At 63.5% G+C, this 17,278-nt stretch carries 18 protein-coding genes; 9 read left to right on the top strand and 9 right to left on the bottom strand.

Features of this window, described 5'->3' with window-relative positions; genetic code table 11:
* A partial coding sequence (locus ACFMO5_RS01175) for a nitrilase-related carbon-nitrogen hydrolase (protein ID WP_376790944.1) occupies positions 1–973 on the top strand: 973 nt, incomplete at its 5' end.
* Between the two features lie 14 nt (positions 974–987).
* Here the strand turns inward: ACFMO5_RS01175 and ACFMO5_RS01170 are convergent.
* The 7 genes from ACFMO5_RS01170 to ACFMO5_RS01140 all read right to left on the bottom strand — a co-directional run bounded on the left by ACFMO5_RS01170 (position 988) and on the right by ACFMO5_RS01140 (position 6,891).
* Positions 988–1,563, bottom strand: a complete 576-nt coding sequence (locus ACFMO5_RS01170; protein WP_376790943.1) for a ClpP family protease — start codon at positions 1,561–1,563, stop codon at positions 988–990.
* 136 nt (positions 1,564–1,699) lie between these two features.
* A complete protein-coding gene (locus tag ACFMO5_RS01165; RefSeq protein WP_376790942.1) occupies positions 1,700–1,939 on the bottom strand; it encodes a hypothetical protein in 240 nt (79 codons plus the stop codon).
* A gap of 267 nt (positions 1,940–2,206) precedes the next feature.
* Positions 2,207–2,668, bottom strand: coding sequence for a vitamin K epoxide reductase family protein (locus ACFMO5_RS01160; protein ID WP_376790941.1), 462 nt, complete (start codon positions 2,666–2,668; stop codon positions 2,207–2,209).
* A gap of 36 nt (positions 2,669–2,704) precedes the next feature.
* Positions 2,705–3,400, bottom strand: a complete 696-nt coding sequence (locus ACFMO5_RS01155; protein ID WP_376790940.1) for a DsbA family protein — start codon at positions 3,398–3,400, stop codon at positions 2,705–2,707.
* Positions 3,397–4,704, bottom strand: a complete 1,308-nt coding sequence (gene glp / locus ACFMO5_RS01150; protein WP_376790939.1) for a gephyrin-like molybdotransferase Glp — start codon at positions 4,702–4,704, stop codon at positions 3,397–3,399. The genes ACFMO5_RS01155 and glp overlap by 4 nt, the downstream gene beginning before the upstream one ends.
* A gap of 582 nt (positions 4,705–5,286) precedes the next feature.
* Positions 5,287–6,291 (bottom strand): tRNA (adenosine(37)-N6)-threonylcarbamoyltransferase complex transferase subunit TsaD, encoded by a 1,005-nt coding sequence (gene tsaD / locus ACFMO5_RS01145; protein ID WP_376790938.1) that lies wholly within the window; start codon positions 6,289–6,291, stop codon positions 5,287–5,289.
* A gap of 96 nt (positions 6,292–6,387) precedes the next feature.
* Positions 6,388–6,891 carry a YbaK/EbsC family protein gene (locus ACFMO5_RS01140; protein ID WP_376790937.1) on the bottom strand — a complete coding sequence of 168 codons (504 nt, stop codon included), beginning with the start codon at positions 6,889–6,891 and terminating at the stop codon, positions 6,388–6,390.
* A gap of 334 nt (positions 6,892–7,225) precedes the next feature.
* On the opposite strand from ACFMO5_RS01140, the gene ACFMO5_RS01135 reads away from it, so the two are divergent.
* Entirely contained in the window at positions 7,226–7,645 is a 420-nt protein-coding gene (locus ACFMO5_RS01135; protein ID WP_376790936.1) for a hypothetical protein, read from the top strand.
* A gap of 76 nt (positions 7,646–7,721) precedes the next feature.
* Entirely contained in the window at positions 7,722–8,375 is a 654-nt protein-coding gene (locus ACFMO5_RS01130; RefSeq protein ID WP_376790935.1) for a 50S ribosomal protein L25, read from the top strand.
* Positions 8,376–8,490: 115 nt separating this feature from the next.
* Here the strand turns inward: ACFMO5_RS01130 and ACFMO5_RS01125 are convergent, their stop codons facing one another.
* A complete protein-coding gene (locus tag ACFMO5_RS01125) occupies positions 8,491–10,902 on the bottom strand; it encodes a transglycosylase SLT domain-containing protein (protein WP_376790934.1) in 2,412 nt (803 codons plus the stop codon).
* A 147-nt stretch (positions 10,903–11,049) separates the two neighbouring features.
* A complete protein-coding gene (locus ACFMO5_RS01120; RefSeq protein ID WP_376790933.1) occupies positions 11,050–11,847 on the bottom strand; it encodes a TlyA family RNA methyltransferase in 798 nt (265 codons plus the stop codon).
* Positions 11,848–11,946: 99 nt separating this feature from the next.
* On the opposite strand from ACFMO5_RS01120, the gene ACFMO5_RS01115 reads away from it, so the two are divergent.
* The 6 genes from ACFMO5_RS01115 (at position 11,947) to ACFMO5_RS01090 (ending at position 17,174) form a co-directional block, all read left to right on the top strand.
* The gene (locus ACFMO5_RS01115; RefSeq protein WP_376790932.1) at positions 11,947–12,606 is read left to right on the top strand and encodes a hypothetical protein; all 660 of its coding nucleotides are present in this window, start codon (positions 11,947–11,949) and stop codon (positions 12,604–12,606) included.
* A 116-nt stretch (positions 12,607–12,722) separates the two neighbouring features.
* Positions 12,723–13,760 carry a glycosyltransferase family 4 protein gene (locus tag ACFMO5_RS01110; RefSeq protein ID WP_376790931.1) on the top strand — a complete coding sequence of 346 codons (1,038 nt, stop codon included), beginning with the start codon at positions 12,723–12,725 and terminating at the stop codon, positions 13,758–13,760.
* 197 nt (positions 13,761–13,957) lie between these two features.
* A complete protein-coding gene (locus ACFMO5_RS01105) occupies positions 13,958–14,617 on the top strand; it encodes a DUF4388 domain-containing protein (protein ID WP_376790930.1) in 660 nt (219 codons plus the stop codon).
* 115 nt (positions 14,618–14,732) lie between these two features.
* Positions 14,733–15,896 (top strand): hypothetical protein, encoded by a 1,164-nt coding sequence (locus tag ACFMO5_RS01100; protein WP_376790929.1) that lies wholly within the window; start codon positions 14,733–14,735, stop codon positions 15,894–15,896.
* Positions 15,897–16,014: 118 nt separating this feature from the next.
* Complete coding sequence (locus ACFMO5_RS01095) at positions 16,015–16,284, top strand: hypothetical protein (protein ID WP_376790928.1); 270 nt, start codon at positions 16,015–16,017, stop codon at positions 16,282–16,284.
* Between the two features lie 8 nt (positions 16,285–16,292).
* Positions 16,293–17,174: a Rab family GTPase gene (locus ACFMO5_RS01090; protein WP_376790927.1), complete on the top strand. Its 882-nt coding sequence runs from the start codon at positions 16,293–16,295 to the stop codon at positions 17,172–17,174.
* Positions 17,175–17,278: the final 104 nt, after the last annotated feature.

The following is a 17,278-nucleotide window of genomic DNA, read 5'->3' as shown; positions in this document are numbered from 1 at the left end:
GATGGAGAACGGGGTGTGGGTGGCGGTGGCGAACAAGGTGGGGATGGAGGCGGAAAGCGTTCTCTACTGCGGCCGCAGCGGGGTCATCGGTCCGGATGGGCAATATCGGGCGATGGGGAGCCCGGATCGCGAGGAGATCGTGCTGGCGGAGGTGGACCTCCACGCAGCACCTGGTCCTCGGATTCAGCCTTCCAAGCCTGATCCTCTCATGACGGCCCCCGTAGCGGCTTTGCCGGTGGCGGCGCGCCTGCAAGAGCCCTTCCCTCCACAAGCTGCCTGCCTGCGTTTGGGGTTGCTCCAGCTGAAACCCCACGCGCCCATGCCGGAGTGGATTCGACGCCTGACGGAGCTAGGGGAGATCCTGGTCCGCCAGGGTGCCGACCTGGTGGTGGTGTCTGGATCCCCGACAGGCCCCGCCGACCAGGCGCTGGAGGCCCTGCAGGCGTTTACGGCCCGATGGCCATGTGGGTTGGCCGTTCCGCTCCCCGAAGGAAAGGCCGCGGGGGAGGGGCCGCTGGCGATCTATCTCCTGGACAGGGGACAGCTGGTTGGCGTCCGCCGAGGGAGCGGTCGAGAGGGGCTCGCGGTCCATTCGATCGCCGGGGTGGCGATTGGGACGCTGCTGGGATCAGAGGGATGGGCGCCTGAAATCGCCCGGGGTCTGATGCTGCGAGGTGCAGAGCTCCTGGTGTGGTGGGTGGCGGCCCCGGAGCCCGGGGTGCACACCGTGGCTCGCGCACGCGCCGATGAGAACCGGGTGTTCGTAGCCCTAGCGGCTCCGGTGGAAGGGAGCGAGGAGGCGGCGACGGCCGTTTTCGATCCGTTGGGGAATCCTTTGGCCACAGGAGCCCCCGGCGTCGAGCATGGGCTCCTGGTTTCCTTGTTCCGGCCGCTGACGCGCCATAAGGAGATGGCTCCGGGATCCCATGTGGTGTTCAGCCGGAACCCTGCGGCGTTCTGGTCCGAGGGATAGGGGCGCCCTCCCCTTTAGCCTGGGCGAAGCGGCTCCTGATACTGAATGGCGATGACCTCGGCGCCGGCGGGGAAAAGCCCCTCTACGATCTCGTGCACCAGCCCCCATGCTCGGGCCTCCTCCGGGTTGAGGGTGATGCGATCGTGCATCGCTTCAATAACCTCCCCTACCGATTTCCCGATGCTGGTGGCGATCACCTTAGCGATGTTCTCCAGATCGATCCGCAGCCCTTTGAGCCTCTCCTCCAGCTGCTTTTCCTCCAAGCTCATCGGTTGGGGGAATTGGGCGCTGACCCCGTGGAGCATGAAGCGCGCATGGGGCACCGACAGGCGACGGGTCCCCGCGCAATAGAGGACGACGCCAATGGAATCGACGCTGCCGAAATTACAGGTGGTGATCCGAACAGGGATCCCCTTGAGGTAGTTGTATGCGCTCAGGCCGTGGAAGACGCTCCCTCCGGGGGAGGAGAGGAGCAGCATAAAGTCCCGATGTCCTTCCCGCATTTTTTGATCGATGGTGTTGAGGAGGGCGTTAATGGTGCTGTCGATCACCGGCGCGAAGAACCGGATCACAATCGGTAGATTCGCCATAGCTTCTCCATCGCTGAGAGATCAAACATGCGGGGGAGGAAGAGGAAAGGGATAGGGGCGGCAGCCCTCGGTCGCCGCCCCTGTTTTCCGTTTTCAGGCTTAAAACCTTCTCGCCTTCCTTGGCTCGAGGATTGAGTTACCATTCCTCTTCCTCTTCTTCGTCTTCCTCGAGCGCAAGTTCCTCCTCCCATTCCTCTTCCTCATCGAGACCCAGTTCTTCCTCCTCCAAGACTTCCTCCTCTTCCTCCCATTCCTCCTCTTCCGCCTGCGTATAGGTCAGGCAACCCATCTCCGGATCCAGTTCGATTTCATCGGCTGTGCATAAGCCAGCCTCGAGATAAACGCAATCAACATAGTGACATCGAATGCGAGGCATAGGCTCCTCCTGATTTGATATGATTTCGATGGGATAAGGGCCACCTTGGGTCGTGCTTCATCCACATTTGTTTTGAGGATGTGCGGTGGAGGGAGTGGATGGCCCCCCGCTCCCTCCCCGCGGCCTTTTGAGACCGCGGGGCAAAATCTTTCGGGGGCTGGACCGGGGGTCGTTTGGCGCAGGGCACTTTAGCGCCCGTTCTTGGTGGTTGGCCCAGCCCCCGAAAACCCCAAAGTTAAAAATGGACGAAGCGGTGGTCCCTATCCCTCATACCTCTTGGAAGAATACTCGATAAAAACGAGCGCCGCACACCCCTAGCAATGAGGTGATCAGGATCGCCGAGGCGACACACCAGCTGCACCACGCGTGAAGGACAAAGGCTTCGATGGCCGTGAGATACATGGAGAAGATCCATCCCCCCATGGCGATGGCAAAAGAGATGGCCACCGTCCAGGGATAAAGGTGGGCATGATTTTTCCAAAATGGAAGCCCCAGTGCCATGAGAACCAGATAAGCGCCTAATCCCCAGGCAGCCACGGGGACGCCCAGCAACTCCGCATAAGGGCTGCTGTTCACAACGTCACAGCCCCGGAACCCGATGCAGATTAGACCTTCCCCTTGGAGCTTGCTCCATGTGAGATACCCCGCAACCATGGCCCCGGCCGTCGCCAGAGCCAACTGAATGAGAGGGAGCGTATCCCTCGATGCCGTGGCGGTGTGCTGCGTCATAAGGATTCCCCTATGAGGGGCTAACAGCTTGAGCGGTCACTGGCTTTTCTGCAGCAGGGTGTCGATATAAGTTTCGTAAAAGGCCAGATCGTAGAGCCCCTCGATCTTCTCGCCGTTGATGAAGAGCGTGGGGGTAGCCCGCACCCCTCGCTGGCGGCCGGCCTCCGCGGCGCCGCGAATGAAATCCCGGTATTTCCCAGAGCGCAGACAATTCCCGAAGGCTTCCCGATCCAGCCCGACTCGGACCGCGAAGCCGATCAGCCGCTCATCGGAAAACCAGCCCAGGTTCTCCCCGCGTTGATTGGCGAAGATCGTTTGCTCATACTCCCAGAACTTCCCCTGCTCCGCGGCGCATGCCGCAGCTTCTGCCGCCCGGAACGACTCCGGCCCCAGGAAGGGGAAATACCGGAAAATATAATAGACCTTTCCGGTTTTTACATATTTCTCATCCAGACGCGGCGCCACCTCATGGGTATAGCGGGCGCACACTGGGCATTGGAAATCCGAATACTCTTCGATGACCACCTTCGCCTCGGGATTCCCTTTATAGGGGTATCCATCCGGCGTGAGACCGGTCGGGTAATCGATCGCCGTCACTTTCCTCGAGGGCCGATTGGCCCATAGTTGGTATCCGATCAGGGCAGCGACGACGAGCACGGCGGCAACGATGATCAGCAGCGGCAGCGGCTGTGGGGAAGAAGCCCGGGTGGCATGAGGCGCGCGTTTGGTCATAAAGCCCTCCCCAAGGCTGAGGATGGGAGAACTTCCGATCGTCCAATCAGATCCTGCAAATCAACCCAGACCTCGGCCATGACCACTGCGCCCGCCGGGAGGGAGCGAATGCCCTCCGGAAGGATCACCAGGCCGTTGGCCCGGGCCATGGCGCTCAAAATATGAGAGCCCTGAAGGCCGCTGAGGCGGGCCTGAAATTGGCCGTCCTCATAAACAATCTGCGCGCGGAAATAGGTCTCTCGCCCATCGCTGGAAACCGGCTCGGCCAGGCGCACTGGGACACGCGGGCGCTCCCAACGAGGATAGCCTCCCATCCGCCGCAGGGCAGGGCGAACGAACTGGTCAAAGGTGATCATGGCGGAGACCGGATTGCCCGGCAGGCCGAAGAAGGGGATACCTCGATAGTGGCCGAAGGCGAAAGGCTTTCCAGGGCGGATCCGAACTTTCCAAAGGCGGATCTCGCCGTGGCGCCCGACGACTTCCTTGACCCAATCATAAGCGCCGACGGAAGCTCCAGCAGAAGAGACGATCAGGTCTGGATGGTGCGCGGCCGCCTCGTCCAGCAACCGTCGTAGATCCTCCGGGTCGTCCCGGGCGATCCCCAGCACAATAGGCTCCGCCCCGGCCTCCTGGGACTGAGCGGCCAGGGCGGTCCGATTGGTTTCGTAAATACAGCCGGGCGGCAGCGGGCGGCCGGGCTCAACCAGCTCATCGCCGATCGCCAGGAGGGCTACTCGCGGGCGGCGATGAACCGGGATCTCCAAGCGGCCGAGGGCCGCCAGCAAGGCTAAGGCGCCAGGCGTGAGCACCGTCCCCGGCTCCAGAGCGATCGTCCCGCGGGCCACATCTTCCCCAGCCGGACGGACGAATTCGCCGGGTTGGACCGCCCGGAAGACGGCGATGATGATGGGAAGCGGATGGCCGGGACCCGCCTGGTCGTCCGTATCCTCCACAGGGACAACGGCGTCCGCGCCCATGGGAAGCTGCGCTCCTGTAGCGATCCGCACGGCGGTTCCGGGTTCGATCGAACCCATGAACGGATGACCGGCGGCCGCCTCCCCGAGCACCCGGAGATGGACAGGATGTTCCCTTCCGGCACCCCTTGTGTCGACGGAGCGGACCGCGTAACCATCCATCGCGGAATTGGGGAATGGCGGAAGGTCGTGTTCAGCCCGGATGGCCTCCGCCAGGACCCGTCCGAGAGCTTTCGGAAGCGCCACGGATTCCGAGGGGAGCGGTCGGAACTCCTCTACAATTGTCCGGCGGGCCTCATCGACGGACACCCATTCCTGAATTGCGGCCATAGCGGATTGGCTCCTTGATTGCCTCCTTACTTTACTTTAGACACGGGGAGCTTTCTTTCCCCTTCCTACGGTCCTTCGGTCCTTTGTTGGGCGAGATGCTCCGCGAATGGCATGTGCAGCACCTTGTGGGAATTGGGCGCTTTTCCTGTGGAAGAAGGTGCGACTACGCAATCGAGGTCGCCGTCTCCAGGGCTGATCATCTAATCGACAGCCTTGCGGGGTGGCATGATATCCTGGCGTGCCGGATTTAGTGTAGCGGGGGAGGGCAGGTCTGTCAACTATTTCACCTCTACCGCCTTGTCCCCGTGAGTTCGGGGGAGGGACAGATGGCCCCTCTGGGGGCCAGGAGGGCAGGGATTTTCAACGCCCGAGCGTTTTGGAGGTTTTAGGGTCCTTGGGGATCTGCGGGGATTAGGGACCGCCTTCGGCGGCCCCAGCCCCTATGGGTTTTCCTCCCCCTCCCCGCCGCCCGAAGGGCGATGGGGAGAGGGGAGAATTGAAGGCCGTGTCCCGTTCCAAGCAAAGGGCCACGGCCGAGGGGGTGCCCATCCCTTAAAATCCCATGGGCGTCATAGCGCACATCTATCCGATCTTCGCATCCGGGTCCACATCCAGATCTAACGATGCGAAACGACCTGCCCGGGCATGCAGGTCGGCAGCGGCGCCGATCATGGCCGCGTTATCCGTGCATAGCCAGGGGGGTGGGACATAAACCTGGACCGGTGCGCGGCGGGCCATTTCCTCCCGGAGCCGCCGGTTGGCGGATACCCCACCGGAGATCAGGATGGCCCGAGCTTCGTAGCGACGCAGGGCCTCCAGCGTTTTCATGACCAACTGCTCGATGACTGCTGCCTGAAAAGAGGCCGCCAGATCCGCCACCGGGAGAGATCGGCCATCGAATCGCTCCACGATTCGAAGGACCGCTGTTTTGAGCCCGCTGAAGCTAAACCAGAGGGGATCATCCACCTTCGGAAGGGCAGGAAGCTGGAATGCGCCAGGATCTCCCTCCTGAGCGATCCGCTCAATCGCCGGTCCGCCAGGGAACCCCAAGCCCAGGAGACGGGCCACCTTATCGAACGCCTCCCCCGCCGCGTCATCGATCGTCCATCCCACCCGGCGATGATCCAAGAGATCCCGAACCCAGATCAACTCCGTATGGCCGCCGGAGACGATCAACGCAAGAAAGGGAAATGGGAGATCTTCTGGGGGGTTTCCCTCTACGCGGAGGCGATGGGCATAGAGATGGCCTTCCAAGTGATTCACGGCGATCAGCGGCTTATGGCGGGCAAAGGCGAGGGCCTTGGCGAAGCTCACGCCAACGACCAAGGAACCCGGCAGCCCCGGCCCGTAGGTCACCGCGATCGCATCGATGTCCTCCCACGATCGGCCGGCTTGCGCGATCGCCTCACGGGTCACCGGCACGATCGCTTCGACGTGCATTCGGGCGGCGATCTCCGGGAAGATGCCGCCGTATTTCGCGTGGAAGGCGGCCTGAGAGGCCACCACATGGCTAAGCAGGATACGGCCATCTTCCACCACGGCCGCCGCCGTTTCGTCACACGAAGTCTCAATCGCCAGGATCCGCATTGAACCCACTCTCCGGCAGTGGCTCCGGCGAAGAGCAGAACTTCTGTGCGTTAAAAGATCATCGCCATGGATTAGGGCGCCCCATGCTCCAGGCGATTATCCTTGCTGTCCCTCAGGGGTTGCCTCCGTCGTAAACTCGGCCACCCTGCCGCCTGTGATCCGCACCAAATCTGCAAAAGAGATGGGGAACAGCGCGTTGCGGGCGCCTGCCGCTGCCCAAAGGGTTTCATAACGGGCCAGGGAGGCGTCGATCCAGACCTCAAGGGAGGTCGCGTGGGCCACCGGAGGCACCCCGCCGATCTCAAAGCCGGTCACCCTCAACACGGTTTCCGGATCCGCGATCCGAATGCGTTTGCGAGAGATCCCCCACAGGGCAGCCAAGAGGCGCTGGTCGGCTTTACGATCCCCAGCCACCAGCACCAGGCGGGGATCCTCATCGGCCATGAAGAGAAGGGATTTGACGATCGCGCCCAACGGACATCCCACCGCCGTCGCTGCTTCCACCGCCGTCGCCGTGCTTCGATCCAGAATATGGACCCTCGTTCCAGGCAAATGGTGATCCAGGAACGTTTGCACCTCCTGAGGGCCGCGAACCGTCACCGATCGCCTCCTGGGGTCTCATACTGCCAGATTGGGCAACTGTTTGGATATTCTACTGGGCTCTGCGTTGCGGGAGCAACGGGGGAGAAAGATCGAACGAGCGCCCCTTGACGATTACTGCTTCTCTATTATAAAATCCCTCACGCTTTGTTGCTGGACTTCGGACAAACGAACAGCTTGACTTCTCGTTCTGGCCTTCCCCATGTGCCGGGCAAGCCGCTTCCCCTTTCCGCGACCCGAAGGGTCCGCAGGAAAGGGGGGAGTTAAAGATTTGGATGAGCGGGGCCGGCAAACGCGGCCTTTAACCTTCGCGGATTCCAGAAAGAGGCATAGCATGAACACACTGGAACAACCAGCTGTGGATGCCTCTGAGGCCAAGGTGGTTCATCTCTCTGGCGTCCGGCTGGGATCTCTGATCGCGAACGAGGCGATCTGCGAGAACGCAGTGGTCTCCCATCTGGCAGCTAACCAGATCCACGCGCAAGGCTCGGCGCTTGGGATCGGCCGAAGCGTGCAGTTGGAACTTCAGCGGGGGGCGGTCGGCCTGGCCTTCCCGCGGGAAGCCATCCTTCGGGAAAGCCAGGCGGGGGTGGTGATCGCTCGCTCTGCCCAAATGGAAGGAGGACGTGTCGGTCTGGTCCTGGCCTATTCGGTGGAGGGGAGGGCCACAGGGCTTTCGGCCTCCTGGGCCGGGTTACTGGTGGGTTTCGTTCTCGGTGTGCTCCTGGGGTGGCATCTGAGGCGATCCCGGTGATAATTCTAGAAAGGGGACCGCCTTTCCAGCGACCCCCTTTGTCCCTATAAGAACATTTCCCTGAAGAGGTGAAGCGATGGCGGAGCTGGTGTTGAACGCGAAGGTACGGACGGTGGTGGGGAAGCAGGTGAAAGCCCTTCGCCGTCAGGGGTGGATCCCGGCGGTGCTCTACGGTCGGCATATCCAGCCGTTTCCCCTCCAGGTCGAAAGCAAGGAACTCCAACGGGTCTTGGCTCAGGCTCGCGGTGGCGCCCGGCTGATCACCCTTCAGGTGGACGGCGAGACCTATCTCGCGCTGATCCGTGAGGTGCAGCGAGAGCCGATCCAGCGCCAAATCCTCCATGTGGATTTCCAGGCCGTGGAGATGACCGAGAAGATCCGGGTGGAAGTCCCCGTGGTCTTCACCGGCGCTTCGCCGGCTGTAGAGCGGGGGGAAGGCGTCTTGGTGCATGGGCTCACCCACGTGGAGATCGAGTGCCTTCCGCAGGATCTCATCGAGGCCATCACCGTGGATTTGAGTGCCCTGGATCGTGTGGACGCGGCGATTTACGTGCGGGATCTCCAAGTGCCTCCTGGCGTCACCGTGGTCAGCGACCCTGACGAGTTGATCGCCTTGGTGACCGCGCCTGAGGTTGAGATGGCAGAGGAAGCAGCGATGCCAGCAGAAGCTCCCGAGGTGGAGGTCATCGGCCGAGGGAAGAAGGCGGCGGAAGAAGAGGAGGAAGAGTAGGGGCCATCAGCGCGCTTCGGATCCTGTGGACCCATTTACGGTGCGGGGCGCCCTTGGTGCCCCGCACCGTCTTTTTCATCAGCTCGGACCTCTCTTTGGCTCATCACCTGCGAGTTCAATGAGCGGTATAGAGCACTCGATACACGCTGAGATGCTCCACGATGCGCTCCAGGTAGCGTCGGGTTTCCTCAAAGGTGATCCGCTCGTAGAAAAGATCGACGTCCCCCCGCGCCCTCTCCCACCACCGCGCGGCGTTCCCGGGACCTCCGTTATAGGCGGCCAGGGCGACCCATAAATTCCCCCCGAAGCGATCGCGTTGCCGGGCCAGGTAATAGACCCCAAAGGCGATGTTCACCCGCGGTCGATGGAGCCAGCTCTCTCGATAGGGCTGATCCAGCGCCTCGGCGATGGCCTGGGCCGTGGGGGGAATGATCTGCATGAGCCCGCGGGCCTGGGCGGAGGAAACCGCATAGGGGTCGAAGAGGCTCTCCTGGCGCATCAGCGCGTAAAGGAGCAGAGGATCCAGGCGGTAGCGCTGGGCTTCGGCCAGCACCTGCTCCAGATGAGGGGTCGGATAAGCCAGACGGGCGAGGAACGGTGGGGCGTCCCGCGGGCTGACACCCAGGCGGGCGAGGAGGCGAGCGGCCGCCTGCAGGGATAAGGCATCTGCCCCCCGCTCTCGGAACGCCAGGGCCAGCTGATAGAGAGCGATGGGGTCGCCGTCCAGACGTTGGCGCACCCTCGTCCAGAGCTCCCGCGCCTCTGCCGTCCATCCCATCTGCCACGCTTCTTGGCCTGCCACCCAATCGGGATCGGATCGAAAGCGCTGGGCCTGTAGAACCGCTGTATCGGTGATCCCCAAGCGGGAGAGCAGCCAAGATTCCGCTTCCGCCCGTCCGGCTTCGGGATCGGGGATGATCCAGGGGGCCGTTCCCTCGAGGGACTCCTGGCTGTTCAAGAGCATCCGGGCCCGTTCCCCTAAGAACCGGCCCGCGGCTTGGGTGGCAACCTCCCGCCACTCGGCTTCGGCGCGGGCGCGATCCCCACGGGCCTGGGCCACTTTCCCTAACCAGAATCGAGCGGTCAACGCCCACGGCGAATCGGGATACCGACGCTGCAGGGCCTCCCATGCCGAGGCGGCCGCCGCCAGATCCCCCTGAGCGTAGGCGAGAACGCCGACGCGGTGCCAGGCTTCCGCCGCGTGGGCGTCGGCCGGGAACCGTTCAGCCAGCCGGCGATAGAAGTCCGCCGCGGGCTCCTCCACGCCGTTCCGTTCCAGGAGGCGTCCGCCCTCCCAAAGCAGGCGGGGGACGAAGGGATGGTTGGGGAAGCGGGTGAGGAAACGTCGCCAGAGGGCGACGGCCGCATCTACCGCACCGCTCTGAATCCATAGCCGTCCCTTCTCCAGCCATCCCTCCGCCCAGCGAGAGGCCTCTGGATGATCCTGGAGGAGGGCGTCCAAGTGGGCGTGGGCGGCATTCGGGCTCCCCAAGTTCCGATAGCACAGTGCGGCGTAATAGTGCTCATCGCCGTGCTCTGGATGGGCGGCGATCGAGCGTTCGAAGGCCTGGACTGCCGGGAGACATTGTCCGGCGGCGTAGTCGATCTGGCCTCGCAGATCATCCGGAACGGGGATCCCTGCTTCCACCAGGCGAACCAGGGCGTTGTAAGCCCCGATGGTGTCCGGGGCCTCGCGGATCAACCGCTGGAGCCGGGTCAGGGCTTCTGCCCGTTGACCGGCGCTCAGGAGGGCCTGGGCGGCCCGCCACTCAACGTAGGCCCGATAGGTCGGATTCTGAGAGAAGGAGAGGATCTCCTGGTATTGTTCCAGGGCGGCCGGATAGGCTTGAAGGGCCTCCAGATTTTCCGCGAGCTGCTCACGAATCTTCGCCTCTTGGCTCCGGTCACGAGCGATCGCTAGCGCCGCCCGCAGCTCCGCCACGGCTGCCTCCCATCGCCCAGCCTCTTGAAGGGCGGACGCTCGCCGCATCCGTAGCTCCACCGTGAGGGGGGAGCCTAAAGCAAGCGCCTGAGCGTAGGCCTCTGCCGCCCCAGCCGGATCGCCCGCCTGTCGTTGAGCGTCCCCCAAGAGCGCCCAGACCTGTCGGGCCCATTCCGGAGGCAAAGACTCCACCGGCGCTTCGCGGAGCGCCCGCGCGGCCTCCGCAGGTTGCTCAGCGGCCAACAGCGCTCGCCCTCGCCCGACCCATGCCTCTCCCGCCTGCTCTGCGGACAGCGGGCCTTGGAGCGCGGCCGCATAAGCAGCGGCCGCTTCCTCAAAAGCTCCAGCCCGCATGGCCAACCGAGCCCGCTCCAACCACTCGCTGGGGGAAGGCGTGGGGGTAGGCGTAGCCGTTGGAGAAGGGGTTGGGGTGGGGGTCCACGTGGCGGTGGGCGTTATGGTGGGGGTTTCGGAAAGGGGAAAGGAGGGTCGTGATAGCCGGCCGAAGAGCACGATCAGGCCCAGCATCGCCACCCCTATAGCGACCCATTGCCCCAGGCGCGCTTTCGATTTTTGTCTGAGCATCGGCCCTTCTTGCGGAAACAAGGTGTTTATCTGCCCATTATAGGGGATCTGTAGCTATTTAGCCTGGCCGCATTCGGCCTAGAACTTCCGCGAGGAAATGGGAAGGACCCCAATCCCCACGGCGGCCCCCTGCTGTCCCCGGAAGGATCAATCTCGCGAGGGAGGATGTGCCTCCAAGTCGGCGAAGGCCTCCTGGATCATCGCTTCTGGGTCTGCCGTTCCTTCTCCTTTTTGAAGCCATAGGAGGAACTCGATGTTGCCGGCCGGCCCGAGCAACGGCGAGGGGATTAGCCCCCGAGGCCACCACCCGTGGTCCGTGCTCCACTCCAGCAGCGTGCGCAACACCCGTTCGTGCACCGCCCGATCTCGCACAACCCCTCGCTTGACCTCGGAGCGACCGGCCTCAAACTGAGGCTTCACCAGGACGATCGCATGGCCTTCTGGGACCAGCCAGCGATGGGCGTTGGGGAGGATCAACCGGACCGAGATAAAAGACACATCCATCGTCACCAGATGGACGGGCTCCGGGAGCGAAGCCAGGTAACGAGCGTTCGTCCGCTCCATCACCACCACGCGAGGGTCCTGACGCAATCGCAAATCCAGAAGGCCGTAGCCCACATCGATGGCGTAAACCCGTGCGGCGCCATGCTGGAGCAAGCAATCGGTGAACCCCCCGGTGGAGGCACCGACATCCGCACAGACAGCCCCCTGGACGGGGATCGGGAAGCGGGCCAGGGCGGCGGCCAGCTTGAGGCCGCCCCGGCTCACATAGCGGAGGGGCTCGGTCACGGTGACCGGCGCGTCCGCTGGAACCAGCGCGCCCGGCTTGTCCACCACCCGATCGCCGATTCGCACCCGGCCGGCGCGGATCAGCCGCTGGGCTCGCTCCCGGCTCTCCGCGAGCCCGCGTTCCACGAGGAGAAGATCCAGACGAACCCGGGACATCAGCGCTTGGACCCTCCTGATCCCTTGCTGGAAGAGGGGAATTATTCAACAGCTTCACTTTGAATTATGATAGAAGCAAACTATGTCGGGGGTCAGGGGATGGATTGGGGCGTGCCGGTCTTAATCACTGGGGCCATCCTGGTGGTGGGGTGGTTTGTCCTGGGCATGCAATGGAACGTGTATAAGGGCCAGCGTCTTCTGCGCTGGATGCGCGATGGGTTGCCGTTGCTCAGTGAGCGGACCACCATGGAGTGGGTAGGGACCTCACTGGTTCGGTTAAGGATGCGCGAGGCGAAAGCGCCTTTCCGAGAGGTGGAGCTCCTGCTGGTCTTCGAGCCTCGCGATGTGCCTTTCCTCTGGCTGTTCTCCCGATGGCGCGGGCGGCGGGATCTGATGATCGTGCGGGCGCGGCTGCGGCAACCACCGGCCTTTGAGGGAGAATGGGGCAATCCATCGATGTGGACAGGGCGGGAGATCCTTCAGCGTATCGTTTGGGGCGAGTGGGAGACCATGGATCTGGCCGGGGGACGGTTAGCATATCGGGGGTCTCTGGCGCCACAGGTGATCACGGAGTGCTTAAGCGAGCTGAGCCGCTGGTATCCCTATGTGGCCCGGCTGTCCGTGCGGCGCGCGGAGCCTCATCACCTGCAGATCCATGTGGGATTCCCAAGGGATCAGAAGATCCACGCCCGAGAGATCTTCCAGCAGATCCGTCGGATCGCGGAACGGGTCAGTCGAGGTTCGGCGGGCCCCTCATAGCCCTCTCGGTCCCAAAAAGGGCCCAGAAGTGGTCGCTGCATTATTTTTCCTTTGAAAGGGGTGACTGCCCGCCCAGAACAGCTTAGGACGCTTTGGGCGATCCGGATGGAGCAAGAATGGCTTTCACGCTTGCGGCGTTGCTGGTCTTTCTGACAGCTGCATTGCTGGCGGCGGGAATGGCACCCTTGGCGGCGCGTCTGGGCTATCGCCTGGGGATGGTCGATCGGCCCGGGGGCCGTCGGCGCCATCAGGGAGAGATCCCGCGCGCGGGAGGCCTGGTCCTCTGGCTGGCGTTCACCTTAGCGGTCCTCCTCGCCCAGATCCTCCCGATCCCCCGGTTCGACCCGAAAGAGGTCATCCGCCTGGCGGGCTTATTGCTGGGGGGAACCCTGAGCCTGATCCTGGGGTTGGTCGACGATCGCCGGGAGCTTTCCCCTGGACCCCAGTTCATCGGCCAGGTGTTGATCGCGCTGCTGGCCCTTCCCTTTCTCATCTTCATTGAATATGTGAACAACCCCCTGACCGGCCGCCCGTTGTATTTCCCCCCGCCTATGGTTGTCCTGCTCACCGTTGTCTGGCTGGTAGGGATGATGAACACCGTCAACTGGCTGGATGGAGTCGATGGGCTGGCCAGTGGGGTGGTGGCCATTGTGGCGTTGGTCCTCTTTCTGCACGCCGGCTATCGCCTGGATCCCCCTCAACACAGCGTGGCGTTGCTGCCAGCAGCCCTGGTGGGGGCGTGTCTGGGATTTCTCCCCTTCAATTGGACGCCGGCCCGGCTGTTCTTGGGCTCGTCGGGCGCCCTCTTCCTGGGCTACACCCTAGGGGTTCTGGCGGTCATCGGCGGGGCCAAGGTGGCCACGGTCGTGATGGCCATGGCGTTGCCGATCGCGGATGTGGCTTGGCTGATCGCCTATCGCTGGCGTCGGGGACGGCGGCCGACGCAAGGCGGGCGGGATCACCTGCATTTCCGCTTGCTGGATGCCGGATGGTCTCCACAACGGGTCCGATTGGCCTACTACGGCTTCGCGGCTGGGGCTGGGGGGATCGCCCTGCTCATCCCTTCCGCGCTCTACAAGGCCCTGGCCTTGGCCCTTCTGGCCGGGTTGCTTCTGTGGGTGTTGCGCCAGGCACCCCCCGAGATATCTCCGTAACCTCCTTCTCAGGGGGGCGGTTTTCTGATTAAATAAAAATAGGAGGTGCGCCGTTCGTGGCATGCGAGAGGAATGGGAAGGGCCTCACCTCTGAGGCCCCTGCGAGGAAACCCATTGCGTAACTCCCACTAGAAAGCGCGCTTCGGCGGAGAGGGACAGACCGGGCTTTCCCGGTTTGATGATCATGGAGGTGGCGGATGGCGACCACTGGTAGTCTCCGGGAGATCCCGCTGGCCGCGCTGATCGAAGCCAGCATCCGGTCCCGGACGTTCGCTCGGCTTCGGCTTCGGCACGGCGAATGGGAAGGGGAGATCTATTTCGCCGATGGGGAGATGGTTCACGCGACGTGCGGGGATCTGAAGGGGGAGCCGGCGTTGTGGCGATTGCTGGGATGGACCGATGGCTCCTTTGTCCTCGAGGATGAAGTGCGCAGCCCGGAGCGCACCCTCCATCGGCCCTGGAGAGAGTTGCTGCTGGAGGGCATGCAGCGAGCGGTATCCTCTCCGGATGCAGCTGGCCCCTCTTCGCTCTCTCCCTCCGAACTGGTCTCTCGGCTTCGAACCATCGATGGCGTCCTCGGCGTGGTGGTGAGCGGCCCTGATGGGGTGGTGATGGCGGCAGAGGTGCCCGATGGGAAAGGGGAGGTGGAAGGGGCGATCACGGTCTATCTGGCGGCGGCCGCTGAGGCGATGGCCGACCTCCTCCCTCTGGGCCCCTTCGAACACGCCGTGATCTCGGAGCTGCAGCGGCGGATGTTGATCCTCCGTCATCCGCCCCTCATCATCGGCCTGGTTCTTGCCCCTCAAGCCTCACCGGCCTTGATCCTCTCCGAGGCCCTCCGCCGGCTGGCTGGATGACCCAGGCCTTCGAGGGAGGGGAGCGGGGAATTCGGAGACGACTTCGCCCCACATGGGGCGGATGCCTTTTCGACGATGTGCGATGGAAGCCTCCGGAATTCAAGGGGGAAGGGACATGGCGTGGGAGGAGCTGTTGCAAGAGACACATACCGTTCCCGGCGTCGAGGGCTGTTTCTTGATCGATGAAGAGGGAAACCTTCAGGGGAGCACGCTGCCGGAGCGATATTCGCCGGAGGCCCTGGCGGCCATCGCCCGCATTGCTGCGCGGACCTTGGGCGCCTTAGAGACCTCTCGCCGTCGGGTCCAGGAGGTGGATTGGGTGTTCGCCGAAGGGCGGTTGATCCTCCGCCGGATCCCTGGGGGGATCCTGGGGATCAGCTGCGCCCGCGCCATTAATCGGCCGTTGCTGGATCTGGCCCTCGGCCCGGTGATCCGATCCCTTAGTGCGGGACTGAAGGAGCGTTCGCCAGCCCCCCGCAAACCCCGTCCAGCCGCCCCCCGGCTCTCCACGATCGTGCAGGACCTGGTCAAGGAAGGCCAGGGCTTGGTGGAGGCCGCGCGGGCCCGCGGGCTGAACCTGCGGCTGCTGGGCAGCGCGGGCATCGCTTATCATTCCCCCTCCGCGGCCCGTTACTTGCCGGCCCCCTCCAGTCTGGGCCTGGAACTCGCCGCCGCCTCCCGCGATGGGAAGGCCATTGTGACCTTCCTCGAGGAACAGGGGTATGCGCCCTTCGCCCGTTTCAACGCCTTCTACGGGAGCCGGCGGCTTCATTTCCATCGGCCGGAGAAGGGGCGGCATGTGGATGTGTTCCTGGACGCCTATGAGATGTATCACCGCGTGGAATTCGCATCGGTGTTGACCCGAGAGGATGTAACGCTGCCGCCCGCTTGGCTTCTGCTCTCTCGCCTCCAGGTGGTTGAGGCGGGTGAGGCGGATCTTGCGGAGATCGCTGTCCTCCTGCTGGACCACGAGCTGGTTGAAGGGGAGCAGCCGGAGGCTGTGGACCTCCGGGTGATCGTCGGGTTGTGCGCCGATGATTGGGGCTGGTATCGGACGACGACCATGAACCTGGAACGGGTGGCCCAGCTGATTGAGGGGTGGGAGCGAGGGGACCGCGAGCTCGTCCGTAGTCGTCTGGAGCGCCTGCGGCAGGCGATCGAGGCGGCCCCAAAGAGCCTGGGTTGGCAGATGCGGGCCCGCCTGGGCGAGGCGGTGCGTTGGTATCAGATCCCCATCCGGATCGAGGAGGGATCGCGTCCGGACATGGCCTTTGGATGAAAAGCTCTCCGGTGTTGTGCCGTGGTGGGAGGATTCCTCTATCCGGCGCCGCAGTCGGGCGGAGGGAAGAGGATGGCAGTTTATTTCCGGCGGGATGGATTGGAGAGGAGGGGGCAGCATGACCATGCGGGAGCGGATCCATCATTTGGGGCGAGCGATCGGAGAGATTCTATACGGGATGGCCCTGCATGACATCGTGCGGGCGAACCTGCGCCAGAGAGGCTCCATGGAGCATCTCTTCTTGTTGATTACTTTCGGGGATCTGGTGGGCCTGCCCATCATCCCGCCGTATTACTGCATGCGGCTGCTTCCCTTCATCGTGCCCCAGATCCACTCCTGGCGCCGGCGCTTGCTTCGCGAGCGGGATCTCACGGATATGTTGTTCTGAGGTGGAAGATGGAGGCCCCTCGTCGGCGGATCCTGCTGGTGATCGAGGCAGCGGATTTGATCCGCTATTCCGCGCTCTTGGAATCCGTGGCCTCGCGCTGGGAGATCCTGACGCTTTCCCCTTCCGAGTTCCTCTCGCAACCGATCGACCAGGAGCCTCTCGATGCGATCCTGGTTGCCGCGAAGGACTTGCCGGAGGGATGGGCGGAGGGTTGGAGACGAGAGGATCGCCCCCTCCTGGTCCGGTTCAGCGAGGATGCATCGATGGCTCGTAGGGCCTCTGAAGGACCGTGGGATTGGATCCTTCCTGCCTCCCATCCCTGGCCGGATCTGGAGTCTCTCCTCGTCCTTACCCCTTCTAGGGATCCAAAACCGGAGGTCCCGGTGCGGAAGGTGTTGCTGGCTGGGGAAGCCACTGTCGGCAAAACCTCCCTGGTGATGTCCTACCTGCATCGCGCTTTCGATCCCCGCCGCCGGATGACAATTGGGGTAGACATCCACATATGTCCGGTGGAGATCGAGGGGATGGCCGTGCGTCTGGTGGTGTGGGACGTGGGTGGGCAGCGGCGCTTTGCAGCCCTTCGGGACCTCTTTTACCGAGGCGCGGCAGCAGGGGCGCTGGTTTTCGATTTAAGCAACCGCCTCTCGTTCTATCAACTCCTGGGCTGGTGGCGTGAGCTCCGGAGCCATATCGGACAGATCCCATTGCTTCTGGTGGGGAATAAAGCGGATCTCCCCCGTGAGATCTCCCGCTCCGAGGCGGAATCCCTTGCCCGAGCCTGGGGCACGCCGTATTTTGAGACCTCCTGCGTCACGGGAACGGGGATCCCGGAGTTCTTTCGCGCTCTGGCGGCGGCCGCCTTGCGAGGGGATGCATCCTATGAAACGTAAGGACGCGATCGCCTGAGTCTCTCACTCTGCTCCTCTCAGGCCCCTCGTCGCCGGGGTGTTTAGGGGCAGGTGAAATGCTGAGGGCACCCGCCCCCCGCCCCCCC

This window comes from Thermoflexus sp. (assembly GCF_042408365.1).
Lineage (GTDB): Bacteria > Chloroflexota > Anaerolineae > Thermoflexales > Thermoflexaceae > Thermoflexus.
The sequence above is the reverse complement of the archived record's forward strand: the minus strand, read 5'-3'. Positions and strand labels throughout refer to the sequence as shown.